The sequence below is a fragment of the Haemophilus sp. SZY H8 genome (genome assembly GCF_018829755.1).
Classification (GTDB): Bacteria; Pseudomonadota; Gammaproteobacteria; order Enterobacterales; family Pasteurellaceae; genus Haemophilus; species Haemophilus haemolyticus_K.
This window is the reverse complement of sequence record NZ_JAHKJY010000003.1, coordinates 71,465-90,019: the sequence shown is the minus strand read 5'-3', so window position 1 is coordinate 90,019 and position 18,555 is coordinate 71,465. Positions and strand designations below refer to the sequence as shown.

Below are 18,555 nucleotides of genomic sequence, written 5' to 3'. Positions count from 1 at the left end.
CTAGTTTTTACCGTTCTTAATACCCTCACTTAACACCTGTTGAAAACGCTCGTAATCACAAAAGCCATTTTCATCTTTTTCACAGCCTTTGAGGGTTAATGCTGTTTGGTTTGGTGGTGTCGCTAAACTTAATGGCGTGATATTAATCAGCTGTTCAGTGCTTTGATAAACATAATCCAACTTAAATTTGAGTTTACCACTTGGTTTGTGTTTCCACACTTCAAATAGTAACTTGCCGCCGATTGGAATATTTTCTAATGAATCATTCAATTCATAAGGTTCAACACCCAGTGCCGCAAGCAGAGCGACGATATTAGAATCGTGTCCAACCAATAAGTTAATTTTGTTTTCACTATTTAGCTGTTGCTGAATAAATGCTAACAACGGATATGAGGCATTTTGTGCCAACGCTTCGTTGTTTTTAAATAATGTTCGGTAATATTCGTTTTTAATTTCGTTAATTGCACGCCATTTTTCTTGGCTATCCACGCGGCCGTTTGCAATTTCTGAAGCAGGCTTACCCACATAATGCGCAAGCAATAATGCACTGACAATTTTCTTTCCTTTGCTGATAGAGCCAGTAATTTTGACTGACTTGCCGTCTTTAATACTGTATTCACCGACTTTTCCACCTAAATCACACTCGCCTTTTTGTAAGCAGTTTGGTGAATTTTTATAATCGATGATTTCACTCAATAGCGCATAATTTGGAGCTAATTTTTGCTGTAAAGCGGTTAAATCAACGTTATTTTTTGCAGATTCAATCAAGGCTTTACTTGGATTATGCGCTTGTGTATTAAAAATCGGATCTTTTTCTGAACCAATTTTACCGTGATGTTGCAATTGAACATTACAGCCCGCAAATGCACCAGAAACAATCGCCTGACCTGTTGCAATGGTGCGTTGCACACCATTCGCATAAGCGAAAATGCCTTCACCCGATGCACAACGTTCAGTTGTTAATAACCCTTTATCCGAAAGCCACTGACCTAAATATTGTCCGAAATAGGTTTCTAGCACCGTCCCTTTTGCAGTGAGATAGCCAGATGGTACATTCCATTTTGCCCATTCATAAGGGGAATATTTCGCCATTTCTTGCGGATCTTTTTCCACTGGTGAACGCAATCCGTGTCGGCTGAAAATCAATACTTTTTCTAATTCATAATCAGAAACTGAGGAATTTGAGCCATTTTCTGTTGCAAATACACTACTTGCTAAAGCTGAGCCGAGCAAAAGTGCGGTGAATTTTAGGGTTATTTTTTTCATATTCGAGACCTAATCATTTAATGTTGAAATTGAGCTATAAAAATTCAAGGCATATTTGGTGCCGTAAGCTAACACCATAAATACTGCAACAATATTGACTACCGCAAAAAAGATTAGTTGTTTACTGTTGCTCTCCACCCAGAGCATTTTAAATAATGCGAGCGTACCAATATTTTCATCAAGTTCGCTCTCTCCGCTTAGTGTTCTTAAGGTTTTCAGCATCTCGCGTACAAAAGCGACAGTATTTATTGCCATGACGCTGAGTGCAATAAATCCTGAAGCCAAACTTAAAAACAGCACTAGCACATTACTCCACGCCCAATGTGTCCAATTCAGCTCAGAATACATAAATAACGCGAGTGATAAAAACAACACAGCGGGTGTTAAATTTCGCAAAAACATTAAATAGTCATCACCAATTCTAAATAAAAATTGCAAAAAACTGACTTTCTTCATTACTTACGAATTTTCCAACTTTTCTTGGTTTTCATTAAACGCACTTTGCCATCTTTGGAGACATATCCGCCTTTTACCACATCTAAAACCGTATTTTCTGGCAAATCAGAAGCAAACACTTCAACCTGTTGCTTATCTTCCGAAAGAATGCCATAAACCGCTTGGGTTTTATTCGCAGGATCGTCTAGCTTAATATCCGCCACATCAAACACTTGTACACAGGCTTTTTTCAAATAAGAATAAGACTGTCCCGCACTTGGTAAGCAACCGTGAACATCTGTTTTACCGCCCACAGTTGGCATTTCAGCTTGTGGTTGCGCATTGCTACAAGCGGTCAAAATCATCGCTGAAGTTGCAAAAGCTAACGTTTTTTTTATCACTTTAGAAAATCTCTTTTAATTTGGATTCATCTAAAACAACATCGCCATTTAGTAATAACAACGCAGGAATACCTAAATAGCCATTTGCTTTCGAGTTATCAAATTCTGCATTACTATCGCGTAAACGAATGAATTGTTTGAGATTAGGTAATGAAGTCATAATTTCTACTTCATCGTAATCCACGCCTAAGCGATCCAACTCCGCGACAAATGGCGCAGTATCAGGGCAATCTGCCGCATAATAAAGAATGGGTTTACTCATTTTGCTCTCCTAAAGTGCGGTCAAATTTCACCGCACTTTTTTGAATTATCCTTAAGCGTTATTTTTTACAACCAGGGAAACCTAAGGCCTCACGGCTTGCATAATAGGCTTCCGCCACGCCTTTAGTTAAGGCACGAATGCGTAAAATATAGCGTTGACGTTCGGTGACCGAAATTGCTTTACGTGCATCTAACAAGTTAAAGCTGTGTGCCGCTTTCAAAATACGCTCGTAAGCCGGCAATGGTAACGGTTTTTCTAAGGCTAATAACTCTTGTGCTTCCTTTTCATATTGATCAAAGCAGTAGAATAAGAAATCTGTGTTTGCGTGTTCAAAGTTATAGGTTGATTGTTCAACTTCATTTTGATGGAAAACATCGCCATAAGTGGTTTTGCCAAGCGGGCCATCAGACCAAACTAAGTCATACACAGAATCTACGCCTTGAATGTACATGGCTAAACGCTCTAAACCGTAAGTTACTTCGCCAGTTACTGGTTTACATTCTAAGCCGCCCACTTGTTGGAAATAGGTAAATTGGGTCACTTCCATACCGTTTAGCCATACTTCCCAGCCCAAGCCCCATGCACCCAAGGTTGGGTTTTCCCAGTTATCTTCTACGAAACGAATATCGTTTTTGGTCGGGTCGAAACCGAGCATTTCAAGCGAGCCTAAATAAAGTTCTTGAATATTATCTGGAGACGGTTTAATCACCACTTGGAATTGGTAGTAATGCTGTAAACGGTTTGGGTTTTCGCCATAACGACCATCGGTCGGGCGACGTGAAGGTTGCACATAAGCAAATGCCATTGGCTCTGGGCCTAATGCGCGCAATGCGGTCATTGGGTGAGAAGTACCTGCGCCCACTTCCATATCAAAAGGTTGCACAATGGTGCAGCCTTGGTTTGCCCAATATTCTTGCAGGGCTAAAATCATACCTTGGAATGTTTTTACGTTAAATTTTGTGCTCATAATCGTTGATCTAATGTGATTAAAAATGCTCGCATTATACTTGAAAGCGTAAGGCGGATAAAGGCGAAAAAGTGCGGTTAAAAAACGAATTTTTTTACAAAATGAACAGAATTTGTAAAGGAAATGAAAATTCTCAACTAGGAAATGAATTTCTATTATGCCAAAATAGCGCACTTTTTTTTAAAAGAGGAACCAACATGATGAAAACTAACTTAATTACTACCGCACTTTTATTGAGTGCGTCAGCTTTTGTACAAGCTGAAACCAAAACCGAGCTTGAACCGATCAATGTGTATTCAGCTTACGCAACGCCTGTAAACCAAGATCAAACTGCATCATCAGTCACCGTATTAACAGAAAAAGATTTTGCAGAACGTAATGCGACTTATGTGAGTGATGTGTTGAAGACTGTGCCAGGTGTGGCGATGGGAGCTAATGGGGGCGTGGTGCTGTAACTAGTTTATTCTTACGTGGTGCAAATTCAAACCAAACAGCAATTATTATTGATGGTGTGAAAATGAATCCTGCAGACACCAATTTTAGCTTTGGAGGTTTATCCCTAAGTAACATCGAACGCATTGAAGTTTTACGCGGCGAACAATCAGCACTTTGGGGTGCTGATGCAATGGGTGGTGTGGTTTATATCACAACTAAAAGTGGACTATATAAAGATAAACCTTTCAATGTAGATTTTGATTTCGGTACTGGTTCGCATCGCACCCGTGATGGCTCAATCACCGCTTCAGGGCAACAAAACAATTTCTACTATGCTCTTCATGGCGATAGTCACCGCACAAACGGCATTTCTGTTGCAAGCAAAAACACTTTCCGTTATACCTCAACTCAAGGTGATGAAATTCGTACTGGTGGTGCTGTTGAAAAAGATAAATTCCATCGCGATAGTGCCTCAATTCGTTTTGGTTATGATGATAACCAAAAAGGGATTGATTTCTTAGCATCTCATTCCTCACAAACGTTTCATAACGATGGCATTATTTCAGGACAGGATACCCAAGGCTACACTGCATTTGAAAATTTAACGCCTACTTATATTCGTACTCGTGAAACCTTGTTTAAATTAGGAGGATACCTAGGGAGTGATGAGGAACTATTTAAACATAAAGCTAGCGTGAGCCACTTGAAGGGAGATAGTGATACTTTTGGTTTAAATGCAACCAATAAAGATTGGAAAAAACTGAATGCCAATTATCAACTTGATGTAAATTTTGACCGTGAAGGTAGCGTGACTCAAGCGGTAAGTTTATTAACAGATTACCAGCGTACTAGCTTTACTTCAAAAAATTATAATGGTGTAGAAAAACGCTTAACGGAGAAAAGTGTTGCGGCAGAATATCGTTTATTCACTGAATCTGATCATAGCTTATCGTTGAGTGGTCGTTTCACAGACAATTCGCAATACAAAAATGCATGGACAGGACGTGTAGCAGGTGCGTATCGTTTATCTTCGAACTTCAAAACGCACGCGGGAATTGGTTCGGCAATTCAAAATCCAAGTCTTACCGATTATTTTGGTTGGAATAGCAAAAACATCGGCAATCCGGCTCTTAAACCAGCGAAAAGCATCGGTGGTGAAATCGGTTTATTGATGGAAACGACGAATAAAGCTCATAGCTTAGATGTCACTTACTTTGCTCGTAACGTAAAAGACTATATTGATACTAAATATGGCGTAGTTAATCAAGCTTACAATCGCGATGATAAAACACGTATTAAAGGCGTTGAAATCGTTTATAACGGCAAATTCACCGATACATTAACAGCTTATGCAAACTACACTTACACCAATATTCACAGTGATAAGCAATATGGAGCAAACTACTTACGTCGCCCAATGCACACAGCCAACGCTGGCTTAGCATACCAAATCACTGAAAAATTAGGTACAGATGTAAATGTATCTTACACAGGCAAACGCATGGATATCTACTATTCAAAAACTAACAGTGCACATAAAGTGAAATTGCCATCTTACACCTTGGCAAACTTAGGCTTGAACTACAAAGTGGTAGATAACTTGACGATTTATGCGAACTTAAACAACGTATTCAACAAAAAATACGAAAACGTACTTGGCTACGGCCAAGACGGTCGCAACGTTTACGTTGGGTTGAAAGGATCGTTCTAATTATTATCCACATATAAGGGCGTGCTAAGCACGCCTTTTTACATTCTTGATGGCGTAGCGTATTATTATCTATATGCAAAAAACTCGTTTAATTTTAACCGCACTTTTCTTGCCCTTGACTTCGCATGCGTCGGAGCAATTTGTCTCGCTTACGCTTTGTAGTGATCGTCTTTTATCGGAAATTGCGCGTCCAGAGCAAATTGCCGCACAATCTCCTTATTCTAAAAATCCCTTGATGATGTTGGATAAACTCAATATGGATAAGCCAACACTTGAGCCACAACTCACCGCATTATTGCCCTATCTCGATAAAACGTTTCTTATCAATGAAACCTTTTATCCACAACTTGTGGCAGATTTGAAAAAACTTGGGGCAAAAATTGAGCCAATTAATGACACGCCACAAACGGCAGAAGAATTATTTGGGCTAATATTGCACTTGGGTAAACTCACAGGTAACGAAATGCAGGCAGAATCTTTGGTTGAAAAACTTAAATTACAAGATTCTCGCCTCAATCTATCACTCACTGACACATTAATACTTTCAGATACAGGCATTGTAGAAACTTATACGCCACAGTATCCCACTTTACTTAATTTATTAGGCTTAACCCCGCTAAAAACACCGCTTACGGCACAAAATTTTTCTCTTGAAAAAGTGTTACGAGCAGAGCCAAACGTATTGATTGAAATCAGCGACCAGCAAAGTTATAACGAACAAGCGGAATTGCTTAAACATCCGCTTTTGCAAAATCTTTTTAAAAATCGACCGCACTTTCGTATTCCAATGAAATATACTTATTGCTTTGATCACGGCGTGTGGCAAGGGGCGGAGAAGATTTATCAACAGTTAAAATGATATTTGGATTACATAGGAAATTGTTCATTGACCAAAACACTAAAATTAAATACCGCACTTTTCTTAGCATTGCTGTTTATTAGCGGGTTTGCAATTTATCATCAGCTCGGCGATTTTGCTCATCTCAAAAATGCCGATGGTGTGCTCACGGATATGCGCTCGCTCGTATTGCTTGATATTCGCCTGCCGCGCCTCGGACTAGCCATTTTAACTGGTGCAAGCCTTGCCTTAGCGGGCAATGCAATGCAAGGGATATTTCAAAATCCACTGGCGAGTCCCGGCTTATTGGGAAGTAGTGCCGGTGCAACCACCACTAGTGTCTTTTTGCTTTACTATTTTTCCGTACCCTTAAGTCTGTTGTTAATTGGCGGTGTGACTGGTGCGTTATCTAGTTTTTTATTGGTTTATTTAATCGCCAAAAATCATGGCACAACAGCGATGATTTTAAGTGGTTTAGCCGTCAATATGTTGCTCTCTGCTGCTATTGCATTGCTACTTTCGAATGCAGAAAGCCCGTGGGCGTTAGCTGAACTCTACCGCTGGCTACAAGGCTCTCTTGTGTGGGCAAAACTTGATACGCTACTCATTTCACTTCCAATCGTATTATTGGGATTGTTCTGTTTATATCGTGAACGCCGCTATATTGACTTGCTCACCTTCGGTGAAGAAACCGCGAGCACAATGGGCGTAAATCCTAAACGTAGCTTTTTCATCACGACCTTTGGCGTGGCATTATTAGTGGGTGCAACGATTCCGCAAACAGGCACTATCGGTTTTATTGGCTTAATCGCACCACACTTTGCTCGCCTATTGCTAAAAAAACGCCCTTCACAACTTTACATCACTAGTGCATTACTTGGCGCATTATTGCTACTTATTGCGGATCTTTGCGTGCAATATATTCCAATCTTCTCACATATTTATATTGGCACACTCATCGCAATCATTGGCGCACCTTGCTTAATTTGGATTTTAATTACGGAGCAACGCAAGTTGGCAAGATAATGATTAGAATCGAAAACCTTTCTCAGCCTTATGGCTTAAACAACATCAGCTGCGCACTTCCTAAAGGAAAACTTATCGGCATTATGGGCGCAAATGGTGCGGGCAAATCAACTTTGCTCAAAACAATTGCAGGAATTTTACCTATTACAAAAGGTGAAATTTATTTTGGAAACAGCCCGTTAAGCAAAATGAGTACAGCTGAAAAAAGCCTGCAACTCGCTTATCTGGCGCAAGATACCAATATCCATTGGGATTTATCGGTTTATGATGTCATTGCTCTTGGCTTAAATTCACCATTATCATCGGCAAAAGAGCGGTCAAAAATCACGGAGATTTCACAAAAATTTTCGATAGAACATTTGCTTAATAAATCCTTTCAGAAACTATCAGGCGGAGAAAAAGCACGAGTGCAACTCGCTCGTTGTTGTATCAAAAATGCCCCGCTATTGATTGCTGATGAACCTATCGCGCCACTCGATCCCTATTACCAAATAGACATGATGGAACAATTAAAATCGCTGACACCACAGCATACTTGCGTTGTAGCGATCCATCATTTATCCCTTGCATATAAATACTGTGATGAAGTGATCTTGCTCGACAAAGGCAAAATCATTGCGACTGGCAGCACACAAGCGGTGCTAAATTCAGCGAATCTTGCACAAACCTTTGATATAAGCGTGAAATTTGATGTAGAAAGAAGAGAGATTTATGGGATAGAGAAATTGGAAACCTAATTCCAATTTCTCATTTTGCAGAAAGTAAAAGTTATTTTCGAGAAAAATCAACCGCCCTTACAAATCAACCAAGGAACTTGGTTGCCTTGTTGATTCTTGTAGTAAATTGAACTTTGAGATCGCGCGATTAAATCCACATAACTTCCTTGAATCGGATCATACGAACGATAAACCACTTCAAATTTTGTACCGCGTGCATTCAGTGTCAGCGTGTATGAATGATCAAAAGGCACCGCCTTGCCATTATCTAACTGGAAATAAAACCCGAAGTTATCTTTCATGCGGCTTTCACGCGAAAGAGGGAAATAAGTCGTTAAATGAGAAATCCCCCCAGTTTCTTTATTATTACAACGATAATGATATGGCTTGTAATTAACCGAATTATTTAACTCAACTTGACTAATATTATTCTTTAAAAATCGAGATTTAACCGTCTTCTTGGGCTGATGTGTTGTGGTACAAGCAAATAAACTCACAAGGACACCCACAAACAACGCCATCTTTAATCTATTCATAAATACAAAATTCCGAGAAATAAGAAAGCGCGTATGATAGCGGAAATTGGGGATTGTGCAAGTTACCCTTGAAATCTTTACTATTACGAGCAAATGGAGATTGATGAGTTTATAGCTTATCTATTTTAGGCACATATGTAGAGAGTTATTTTCATTCAAAATAAATTTATCCATGCCTATAGAATTACATAGAGATGATGTAATATATTAAAACATTTTTTATTTTATCTAAGGAAACTTATTATGCGAAATCTATTAATTACTTGCTTATCCTTTAGTTTTTTAGTTGGATGTCAGCAATCTACAATTGATGATAAACAAGATGCATTGATGAAACAAGTTGTTGCAGGTATGCAATCAAAAGAACAACTAATGTCAATGGGAATGACAGAACAGATGGCAGAAAACTCAATTAAAGCCGGTTGTGAATCAAGTGCTAGAATACTTTCTACATCTAATATAACAACAGTTTCAACTAATAAGCTATCTTATGATACGAAGGTTTCTACTGAAGATACCATGTATAGAGCGCTACAATGTATGAAAGCACTTGGTGTAAATTTAACAGATAATCAAATTAATCAGATTAAAAATCAGGCTTTAAAACAGAAAGAAAGACTTGATGGATTTGAGATAAGAAATCATACCTATTAAGTAAAAAATATAATTCCTGTCATATAAAAAATGCAGTCAAAATTATATGTGTTTTGACTGCATTTATTCGTAATTCTATTTTATAGTTTGAATAGACATCTCAGAATCATAATTTTTTACTTCATCGCCACGCCCAACCATTTCATCATCTCTCTCTCATCCCAACCTTTACGGTTAGCATAATCTTGAGCTTGGTCTTCATCAATGCGACCTAAAGTGAAATAGTTACTTGCAGGGTGGGTGAAGTACCAGCCGCAGACGGAAGCCGCAGGCCACATGGCATAGCTTTCGGTGAGTTTCATACCGATGCGCTGTTCCACTTCCAATAAATCCCAAATCAAGGCTTTTTCGGTATGCTCTGGGCAGCTTGGATAACCCGGTGCAGGGCGGATGCCGACGTAGTTTTCGTTGATTAAACCTTGGTTGTCGAATTCTTCTTGCGTGTAGCCCCAAATGCGGGTGCGAAGTTCGAAGTGTAGGTATTCTGCCATTGCTTCCGCTAAGCGGTCGCCCACAGCTTGTAGTAAGATAGCGTTGTAGTCGTCGCCTGCCGCTTTATAGCCTTCCACTAATTCCATTTCTTCAACACCCGCACAGACGGCGAACATGCCGAACCAGTCTTTTTTACCGCTTTCGCGATCGGCGATAAAGTCGCTTAAGCAGAAGTTAAATGGGCTTTTGCTGTTTTTGCCGCGTTCCGTTTGTTGGCGTAAGCCGTAAGCGGTGCCAATGGTTTGTGTGCGTTCTTCATCAGAGAAAAGCACCACATCATCGCCCACACGTTCCGCAGGGAAGATGCCTAAAATACCGCTTGGGTTTAGTTTGTGGTTTTGCTCTAATTCATCTAATACCACTTGTGCATCATTCCATACTTTACGTGCTTCTTCACCGCCTTCTGGATAATCAAAGGCATCAGGATAGCCACCCATCAATCCCCAAATACGGAAGAATGGCGACCAATCGATGAATTTGCGCAGCTTGGCAATCGGCACGTTTTTAAATTCCACAATGCCCGTTTGTTTTGGTGTTGGTGGCATGTAATCTGCCCATTCGCCACTAAAGCCGTCAAAACGGTTAGCGCGCGCTTCTTCAATGCTCAGTTGTTTACGCAAAGGTTTGCGATTGGCAAAAGATTGTTGGATTTTTTCGTAATCTTTCTTGAATTGTTCCCATAATGCCGCGCGACCTTCCGGATTCATCAAGGTCGCACAAACTGTGACCGCACGGGAGGCATTTGAGGTATAGAACACACCATGTTGCTTGTATTTGGGATAAAGTTTAATCGCAGTATGCTCTTTCGATGTAGTTGCCCCGCCAATCAACACTGGCAAGTTCAAACCTAAGCGAGTCATTTCACCGAGGAAGTATTCCATTTCGTCTAAAGATGGCGTAATTAAACCGCTCAAGCCGATAAGATCCGCTTTTTCATCAATCGCCGTTTGAATGATTTTATCCGCCGGCACCATAACGCCCAAGTCAATGACTTCAAAGTTATTACATTGCAACACCACGCTCACGATGTTTTTACCGATGTCATGCACATCGCCTTTCACTGTGGCGATCACCACTTTACCGTTACTGGATCCTTTTTGTTTCGTCGCGTTGATAAACGGCTCTAAATACGCCACTGATTGTTTCATCACGCGCGCGGATTTCACCACTTGCGGCAGGAACATTTTGCCGTCGCCAAACAAATCGCCCACCACATCCATGCCCGCCATGAGTGGGCCTTCGATCACCTCTAACGGTGTTGGCAATTTTTGGCGGGCTTCTTCGGTGTCCTCGATGATGTGCATGGTAATGCCTTTCACGAGGGCATGTTTTAAACGTTCTTCCACCGGCCACGTACGCCATTCGGCGACAGAATCCACCGCACTTTCATCGTTGCCTTGATTGCGATATTTTTCCGCAATATCCAGTAAACGTTCTGTGCCATCTGGTGTACGGTTTAATACGGCATCTTCAATCACATTACGTAATTCCGGATCCAGATCATCGTAAATTGCAAGCTGTCCTGCGTTCACGATCCCCATGTCCATCCCTTGTTTGATGGCATGATAGAGGAAGACCGCGTGAATGGCTTCACGCATCACGTTGTTGCCGCGGAAGGAGAAGGACACGTTTGACACCCCGCCCGAAATTTTCGCATGCGGTAAAGAGCGTTTAATACGACCTGTTGCGTTAATGAAATCCACGCCGTAGTTATTGTGTTCTTCAATCCCCGTGCCAATGGCGAAAATATTCGGGTCAAAAATAATGTCTTCTGGCGGGAAGCCTACTTGGTTAACTAAGATGTTATAAGCACGGGTACAGATTTCCACTTTACGCTCTTCGGTATCAGCCTGCCCCACTTCATCAAATGCCATTACCACAACGGCCGAACCGTATTTACGCACCAATTTAGCCTGATGAATAAATTTTTCCTCTCCCTCTTTTAAAGAAATAGAGTTAACGATTGGTTTACCTTGTACTGATTGCAAACCTGCCTCAATCACTTCCCATTTGGAGGAGTCGATCATCACCGGCACTTTGGCTGCATCGGGTTCGGTTGCCATAATGTTGAGGAAACGGGTCATGCATTTTTTGCCATCGAGTAAGGCTTCGTCCATGTTCACATCAATCACTTGTGCGCCGTTTTCCACTTGGTCGATGGCAATTTCAATAGCTTCGGCAAATTTGTCTTCTTTAATTAAGCGCTTAAATTTCGCCGAACCCGTCACGTTATTACGCTCGCCTACGTTCACAAACAGGCTTTCATCGTCAATATTGAGTGGTTCTAAACCGGATAAACGCATGGCGGTTTTGATTTGTGGCAATTTGCGGGGCGGGATATTTTCTACCGCCTCAGCAAAGGCCTTGATGTGTTCCGGTGTGGTACCACAACAACCGCCGATAATGTTCACAAAACCACTTTCTGCCCACTCTTTTAAGTGAGCGGCCATCTCTTCTGCCCCTAAATCATAACCACCAAAAGCATTTGGCAAGCCCGCATTCGGATGCACAGAAACATAGGTTTCACTGATTTTTGAAAGCTGTTCTACATATTGGCGTAATTCTTTTGGACCTAAAGCACAGTTCAAACCGAAAGTGAGCGGTTTTGCGTGACGAAGGGAGTTATAGAAAGCCTCGGTAGTTTGCCCAGAAAGGGTACGCCCTGAAGCATCAGTAATGGTGCCGGAAATCATGATTGGCAATTCCACGCCTAATTCTTCGAATACACTTTCAATGGCGAAAACTGCTGCTTTAGCGTTAAGCGTGTCGAAAATGGTTTCGATCATAATTAAATCCGCGCCACCTTCGATTAAGCCTTTTGTTGCTTGGGCATAAGCATCCACCAACTCCATAAAAGTCACATTACGGAAACCTGGGTCGTTTACATCGGGTGAAATAGAGGCTGTGCGGTTTGTTGGCCCTAACACGCCCGCGACAAAGCGAGGTTTTTCTGGCGTGCTATATTTATCTGCTGCCAAACGCGCTAATTTTGCGCCAACAAAATTGAGTTCATAAGCGATAGATTGCAAATCGTAATCCGCTTGAGCAATCGTAGTTGAACTAAAAGTATTGGTTTCAATAATATCGGCACCTGCTGCCAAATATTTTTCGTGAATCGATGAAATCAACAACGGTTGTGTAAGCGTGAGCAAGTCATTATTGCCGCGCAAATCGACCGCACTTTCCTTAAACCGCTCGCCGCGAAAATCCGCTTCGGTGAGTTTATATTTTTGTATCATCGTCCCCATCGCACCGTCTAAAATGAGAATACGATTTTCTAGAGCTTGTTTAAGTTGAGCGGTTTTATTCACCATCATTATTTTGTTCCGTAAATCTTAATAAATAACGAGGGAATAATAGGTGTAAGGGCTAGGGGTGTCAAATGTTAGAAGGAAAGTGCGGTTGGAAAATAAAATATTTTTCATATAAGAAAGATAAAAATTTTATGTAAAACGGTTGAATTATTGCTCAAAAATCCGTTAGCATAGTGGCGTATTAGTTTATCTAATATGTTAAGTTTAACTATTATTAACTAGAGGATCTCTTCATGAAGAAACTTATCGCAGTTGCGGTGCTTTCTGCATGTAGCTCGTTAGCTCATGCAAACACCAACATTCCAAACTACAATACAGACACCCATCTTTACGAATTCACGCAAACCTACGATTTAGTTGCGCCAAAAGGCTCGCAAGGACAAACTAATTTATGGGTTCCATTGCCATTTAATGGAGAATACCAACAAGTGAAATCGATTCACTTTGAAGGTAATTACATGAATGCCTATGTGACAGAAAACAATAAATATGGTGCGAAAACCTTATTTGCCACTTGGGATAAAGATGCACAAAAACGTGATTTAAAAGTCACTATGGTCATTGAAACAAAAGACCGTGAGCCAATGGTGAAAGGTGCCTTAGAGAATTATACTCCGCCAAAAGATATTCAGTATTCCGTGGATGTACAAGAGTACTTAAAAGCTACTCCACATATTAAAACTGATGGTATTGTGAAAGAATTTGCAGACAAAATCGTAGGTAAAGAAAGTAATCCATTGAAGAAAGCAGAACTTATTCACCATTGGATCGTAAAAAATATGGAACGTGATAATTCTGTATTAGGTTGTGGCGACGGCGATGTAGAAAAAATTCTTACCACTGGCGTATTAAAAGGTAAATGTACCGATATTAACTCTGTATTTGTGGCACTAGCTCGTGCGGCAGGCATCCCAGCCCGTGAAATTTTTGGTATTCGCTTAGGTGCGGCAGAGAAAATGGGCAAATATTCCAAAGGTGCTTTCGGTAGTGCGAATGAACAAGGCATCGCAAACGTAAGTGGTGGTCAACACTGCCGTGCTGAATTCTACCTTGCAGGGTTTGGATGGGTACCAGTTGATTCCGCAGACGTTGCCAAAATGCGTTTAGCAGAGAAAAAATCTGTTGAAGATAAAGATACACAAGCCGTAGCAAAATATTTGTTTGGTAACTGGGAAGCAAACTGGGTCGGATTTAATCATGCCCGTGACTTCGATTTATATCCACAACCAGAACTAGCTCCGATCAATAACTTCGGCTATCCGTATGCTGAAGTGGGTGGCGATCCGTTAAATTCCTTTGATCCAAAAGAATTTAAATATGACTACGTCTCTAAAAAACTCTAATAAATCCTTTTGGGTTGCCATAGCCACCGCACTTAGTGCCGCGGTGGCGTCAACTTTATGCTGCATCGCACCATTAATCTATTTAGTGTTCGGCGTATCATCTACTTGGTTGATTGGCTTAGGCGAATATGATTATTTGCGTATTCCAATGCTCATTATTTCATTATGCGCCTTTGCCTATGGATTTTGGCTGCTGATGTTTTCCCAAAAAATTATTTGCAGCAAATATATTTCCCGTAAAAAACTCATCGTTTTATATTGGATTGTATTTATCGTGATGATTTTTTTCTTAACCTATCCAACAATTTTGCCTTGGATTTTAGAATTAGCTAATTAGGAATAAAAATGAAGAAATTATGTACCGCACTTTTGCTTTCGCTGTTTGCCATTTCTTTCGCTCATGCGAATGAAACCAAACAAATTGTGCTAAAAGTAAAAGAAATGAATTGCCAGCTTTGTGCTTACTTAGTCAATAAAGAATTACGTAATATCGATGGTGTCATTTCAACAAAAGCATCTATTAAAGATGGTTTAGTGACGGTTGTGGAAGATCCAAAAGTCACAAACCAACAATTATTCGATGCGATTCATAAGCTAAAATATACTGCTGAAGTCGTGAATTAAACGCGAAATATTTAGCAAAAAAAGTGCGGTGAAAATTCACCGCACTTTTCGTTTCGAACAATCGAATTATTTAATCACACCACATGCCATACGTGGGCCGCCACCGCCAAGTGGAGCTGGATGATCGGAGTGATTATCGCCACCTGCGTGGATCATAATAGAGTGACCGCGAACATCATCTAAATGTTTAAGACGTGGTGCTAAAACAGGATTAGTTGCAGTGCCATCATGTAATACAGTTAATGCAGGTAAATCACCTAAGTGTGCGTCATCTTGCCATGGATAACCATGTTGTTTTGCACCTTTAGGATCCCAGTGACCACCAGCACCTAAACCAGCTGTCAATTTACCCTCTTTTTCTTTTGGCTCACAGCTTGGGTTTTCATGGATGTGGAAACCATGTAAGCCTTCGCTTAATCCTTGTAAATTAGGGGTAAACACAAGACCATAGTTAGATTCAGTAATAGTCACTGTACCCACATCTTTGTTACCGTTTACTGGATCAAGTTGTTGCACTTTCACTTCAATAGAAGCACCTTTGGGTGCCATATTGTGATCATGATTATGCTCATGTGCTTGCGCCACACCAACTGAACATACCGCACTAACCGCTAGTGCTAATAAGGTTTTCATATTCATTGCAATCTCCTTTATTGCAGTAAAAACTCATGACTATTTTAGTCAATTTCGTTTAAAAAGCCGACAAGTTTTTACTAAAATTTCACATTATTTTAAACATCCACGTACAATCAATACGCCAACATTTCGAGCTTGTGCGACAGCTTTCGGTTTACTCAGTTTAATTTTTAATCCTTGAAGTTGATAACATGATTCAAGCAAATCCGCCACTTCATAAGCCACTCGTTCAATCAACAAAAAAGGTTTACTTTCCACATAATCAATTATCACTTGGCTCACCTCAGCATAATTCAAACAATATGCAACATCATCCGTTTCCGCCGCTTGTTTACAATCCCAAGCCATTTCTAAATCAAACACAAGTTTTTGCTTAATTTGCTGTTCCCAATCATATACACCGATTTGTGCAAAAACAGTCAATTCTTCAATAAAAACACGATCCATAAGATTTCCTCTAAAATTATTGTAGGCGTATGCTATCAACTTTGGGTAGAATAACGAATAATTTTTCTTGCTGGAGTACAAAATGAGCCTTTTCGCCCTTTTTTATATGCTTTGTGCCTATCTTTTAGGCTCTATTTCCAGCGCTATTCTAATTTGTCGCATTGCAGGCTTGCCTGATCCTCGTCAAAATGGCTCATGTACCCCAGATGTAACAAATGTATTTCGTATTGGTAATTATTGGGCTGCATTAATTGTATTAATCCTTGATCTTTTAAAGGGGATGCTCCCCGTATGGGCTGGTTATTATTTAGGTTTAACTCAATTTGAATTAGGTATGGTTGCTTTAGCTGCATGTTTAGGCCATATTTTCCCACTGTTCTTTCAATTTAAGGGAGGAAAAGGTGTACCGACTGCATTTGGTGCGATAGCACCTATTTCATGGGCTGTTGCGGGTTCAATGTTTGGAACGTGGATATTGATCTTTCTTGTTAGTCGTTATGCATCATTAAGTGCCGTACTTGCGGCATTGCTTGTGCCTTTTTATGTATGGTGGTTTAAACCTGAATTTACTTTCCCTGTTGCTTTAGTTTGTTGTTTATTGATTTATCGTCATCACGATAATATTCAACGTTTATGGCGAGGTCAGGAAGATAAAGTTTGGAGTCAACTAAAAAAGAAGTAAGAAAATAACCGCACTTTTATCTATAAATTGATGTTATTTCATTGGAGTTTCTGTGCATACTAAACATTCTGTTTCTACACGTATTGCTAAATATTTATTTATTATCCTTATTGTTTCTGGTGTTATTAGCTCACTAAGTTTAGCAATTATGAGTAGCAATAAGTATGATGCTGAAGCGATCAATATTTCAGGTTCATTGCGCATGCAAAGCTATCGGTTGCTCTATGAAATGCAATCTCAACCCTCAACAGTCGAGGCTAATTTACGGCATTATAATATTAGTCTCCATTCATCTGCATTATTAGAAATTCAACGTCAATTTTTTACTCCAGATGCAGTCAAACAATCCTACCATACTATTTTACAGCGTTGGGCATTAATGGAAAAATATGCCCAACAGAAAAATGTAAAAAGTTATAGCGAACAATTAACGGATTATGTCGCAGATGTTGATCGTTTTGTGTTTGAATTACAGCGTTTTAGTGAGCAAAAATGGATCCTTGGCGTATTTGTACTTTGTTTAGCTATGTTATTAATTTTGGTCATGGTTTCCTATTTGATTTGGTACACTCATCGTGAGGTAGTGAAACCTTTAGAGCTAATGACAAAAGCAAGTATGCAAGTGCAGATGCGTCAGTTTAATCATATTTCATTAGATACAACAAAACAGAATGAATTGGGCACATTGGCACATGTTTTTACACAAATGTCGATGGAATTAGGTCAACTCTATTCTCGTTTAGAAGATGCCGTAAATGAAAAAACACAAAAATTACGCCAAACCAACCGCTCTTTGACAAACCTTTATCAAAGTTCACAGATTCTTAATGCGAATTCTATTAATGATAAAATTTTAAGCCAAGTATTAGATCTCATACGTGTGAGTGAGCATTTGCAATATATTAAAATAGAAGTTATGGGGGCGGAGCATTGGAATATTGCTTTTGGAGAGCAGGATGCTCATCGTACTTTACAACTCGAAGTGCTATCGGTAGATAATGAAGATTTAGGCGTACTTTCTTGGCAATCAGGATTACCTTGTCCCGACCCTAGAATGATGCAGAATTTAGCACAAATGCTTGCACGAGCTTTGTATTTCCATAAAAGTTTGCGTCAGCAAGAACAGCTTTTGTTGATGGAAGAACGTTCTATTATTGCAAGAGAACTGCATGATTCTTTAGCTCAAGTATTATCATTCCTGCAAATTCAACTTACGTTGCTTAAACATAATTTAAGGAAAGAAGAACCACACGCAAGAGAAAAAAGCTTGGGGATTATTGCTGATTTTGAACAAGCACTTTCAGGTGGTTATGCACAATTGCGTGAACTTTTAGCAACATTCCGATTAACGATTCAAGAAGCTAACTTACAACTGGCTTTGGAGCAAGTGATTGATTCTTTACGTGCTCAAACTAGTATGAAAATGAGTGTGAATAGTCATTTGCCTTCACAAAGTTTAAATCCTCAGCAGTTAGTACATGTGTTGCAAATCGTACGTGAAGCAACAACAAATGCGATAAAACATTCTAAAGGTTCTGCCATTGAAATTCATGCCCTGATTAACCCTGAGGGAGAGTATGAAATTTCTGTGCTAGATAATGGCATCGGTATTCTTAATCTTGAAGAGCCCGAAGGACATTATGGTTTGAATATTATGACAGAACGTTGTCGTCAATTGAATGCAGAATTAGATATTCGACGTCGAGAAGAGGGGGGGACTCAGGTAAAAATTACTTTACCTCATACCCTAGTTTAAACGTAGAGTGAATT

18 protein-coding genes and 1 pseudogene are annotated in these 18,555 nt (G+C 39.9%); 10 read left to right on the top strand and 9 right to left on the bottom strand.

The annotated features are described in order from the left end of the window. The 5 genes from KKW16_RS05770 to glyQ are packed head-to-tail and all read right to left on the bottom strand — an operon-like array spanning position 1 to position 3,331. The gene (locus KKW16_RS05770) at positions 1-1,266 is read right to left on the bottom strand and encodes a histidine-type phosphatase (protein ID WP_215768052.1); all 1,266 of its coding nucleotides are present in this window, start codon (positions 1,264-1,266) and stop codon (positions 1-3) included. A 9-nt stretch (positions 1,267-1,275) separates the two neighbouring features. Continuing rightward, positions 1,276-1,722 (bottom strand): hypothetical protein, encoded by a 447-nt coding sequence (locus KKW16_RS05765; protein WP_111696019.1) that lies wholly within the window; start codon positions 1,720-1,722, stop codon positions 1,276-1,278. Continuing rightward, positions 1,722-2,102 (bottom strand): hypothetical protein, encoded by a 381-nt coding sequence (locus KKW16_RS05760; RefSeq protein WP_215768051.1) that lies wholly within the window; start codon positions 2,100-2,102, stop codon positions 1,722-1,724. The genes KKW16_RS05765 and KKW16_RS05760 overlap by 1 nt, the downstream gene beginning before the upstream one ends. A 1-nt stretch (position 2,103) precedes the next feature. Then, positions 2,104-2,364 (bottom strand): hypothetical protein, encoded by a 261-nt coding sequence (locus tag KKW16_RS05755; protein WP_215768050.1) that lies wholly within the window; start codon positions 2,362-2,364, stop codon positions 2,104-2,106. 58 nt (positions 2,365-2,422) lie between these two features. Then, positions 2,423-3,331, bottom strand: coding sequence for a glycine--tRNA ligase subunit alpha (glyQ, locus tag KKW16_RS05750; protein WP_005628151.1), 909 nt, complete (start codon positions 3,329-3,331; stop codon positions 2,423-2,425). 200 nt (positions 3,332-3,531) lie between these two features. Between glyQ and KKW16_RS05745 the strand changes: the two are divergent. The 4 genes and pseudogenes from KKW16_RS05745 (at position 3,532) to KKW16_RS05730 (ending at position 8,078) form a co-directional block, all read left to right on the top strand. After that, positions 3,532-5,477: pseudogene (locus tag KKW16_RS05745) on the top strand (TonB-dependent receptor plug domain-containing protein). Positions 5,478-5,550: 73 nt separating this feature from the next. Beyond that, positions 5,551-6,336: a substrate-binding domain-containing protein gene (locus KKW16_RS05740; RefSeq protein ID WP_140523978.1), complete on the top strand. Its 786-nt coding sequence runs from the start codon at positions 5,551-5,553 to the stop codon at positions 6,334-6,336. Positions 6,337-6,363: 27 nt separating this feature from the next. After that, positions 6,364-7,341, top strand: coding sequence for a FecCD family ABC transporter permease (locus KKW16_RS05735; RefSeq protein ID WP_215768049.1), 978 nt, complete (start codon positions 6,364-6,366; stop codon positions 7,339-7,341). Further along, positions 7,341-8,078, top strand: a complete 738-nt coding sequence (locus KKW16_RS05730; RefSeq protein WP_215768048.1) for an ABC transporter ATP-binding protein — start codon at positions 7,341-7,343, stop codon at positions 8,076-8,078. Before KKW16_RS05735 ends, KKW16_RS05730 begins: the two co-directional genes overlap by 1 nt. A gap of 47 nt (positions 8,079-8,125) precedes the next feature. Here the strand turns inward: KKW16_RS05730 and KKW16_RS05725 are convergent, their stop codons facing one another. Next, on the bottom strand, positions 8,126-8,593 hold the full coding sequence (locus KKW16_RS05725; protein WP_215768047.1) for a hypothetical protein: 468 nt from the start codon (positions 8,591-8,593) through the stop codon (positions 8,126-8,128). A 243-nt stretch (positions 8,594-8,836) separates the two neighbouring features. Here KKW16_RS05725 and KKW16_RS05720 point away from each other — a divergent pair, with 243 nt between their 5' ends. Further along, a complete protein-coding gene (locus KKW16_RS05720) occupies positions 8,837-9,247 on the top strand; it encodes a hypothetical protein (RefSeq protein ID WP_111696027.1) in 411 nt (136 codons plus the stop codon). Positions 9,248-9,363: 116 nt separating this feature from the next. Here the strand turns inward: KKW16_RS05720 and metH are convergent, their stop codons facing one another. Next, positions 9,364-13,053, bottom strand: coding sequence for a methionine synthase (gene metH / locus KKW16_RS05715; RefSeq protein ID WP_502793454.1), 3,690 nt, complete (start codon positions 13,051-13,053; stop codon positions 9,364-9,366). A 233-nt stretch (positions 13,054-13,286) separates the two neighbouring features. Here metH and KKW16_RS05710 point away from each other — a divergent pair, with 233 nt between their 5' ends. The 3 genes from KKW16_RS05710 to KKW16_RS05700 are packed head-to-tail and all read left to right on the top strand — an operon-like array spanning position 13,287 to position 15,020. Further along, the gene (locus KKW16_RS05710; RefSeq protein ID WP_048952968.1) at positions 13,287-14,396 is read left to right on the top strand and encodes a transglutaminase-like domain-containing protein; all 1,110 of its coding nucleotides are present in this window, start codon (positions 13,287-13,289) and stop codon (positions 14,394-14,396) included. Beyond that, positions 14,371-14,733 (top strand): mercuric transporter MerT family protein, encoded by a 363-nt coding sequence (locus KKW16_RS05705; protein ID WP_048952967.1) that lies wholly within the window; start codon positions 14,371-14,373, stop codon positions 14,731-14,733. Before KKW16_RS05710 ends, KKW16_RS05705 begins: the two co-directional genes overlap by 26 nt. Before the next feature lie 8 nt (positions 14,734-14,741). After that, positions 14,742-15,020 (top strand): heavy-metal-associated domain-containing protein, encoded by a 279-nt coding sequence (locus KKW16_RS05700; protein WP_005651690.1) that lies wholly within the window; start codon positions 14,742-14,744, stop codon positions 15,018-15,020. Positions 15,021-15,086: 66 nt separating this feature from the next. Here KKW16_RS05700 and sodC read toward each other — a convergent pair whose 3' ends face one another. Continuing rightward, positions 15,087-15,659 (bottom strand): superoxide dismutase family protein, encoded by a 573-nt coding sequence (gene sodC, locus KKW16_RS05695; protein ID WP_005626862.1) that lies wholly within the window; start codon positions 15,657-15,659, stop codon positions 15,087-15,089. A gap of 87 nt (positions 15,660-15,746) precedes the next feature. Continuing rightward, on the bottom strand, positions 15,747-16,103 hold the full coding sequence (gene folB / locus KKW16_RS05690) for a dihydroneopterin aldolase (RefSeq protein ID WP_048952966.1): 357 nt from the start codon (positions 16,101-16,103) through the stop codon (positions 15,747-15,749). 82 nt (positions 16,104-16,185) lie between these two features. On the opposite strand from folB, the gene plsY reads away from it, so the two are divergent. After that, on the top strand, positions 16,186-16,785 hold the full coding sequence (gene plsY / locus KKW16_RS05685; RefSeq protein ID WP_048952965.1) for a glycerol-3-phosphate 1-O-acyltransferase PlsY: 600 nt from the start codon (positions 16,186-16,188) through the stop codon (positions 16,783-16,785). A gap of 52 nt (positions 16,786-16,837) precedes the next feature. Next, on the top strand, positions 16,838-18,541 hold the full coding sequence (gene narQ, locus KKW16_RS05680) for a nitrate/nitrite two-component system sensor histidine kinase NarQ (RefSeq protein WP_048952964.1): 1,704 nt from the start codon (positions 16,838-16,840) through the stop codon (positions 18,539-18,541). The last annotated feature ends 14 nt before the right edge of the window (positions 18,542-18,555 follow it).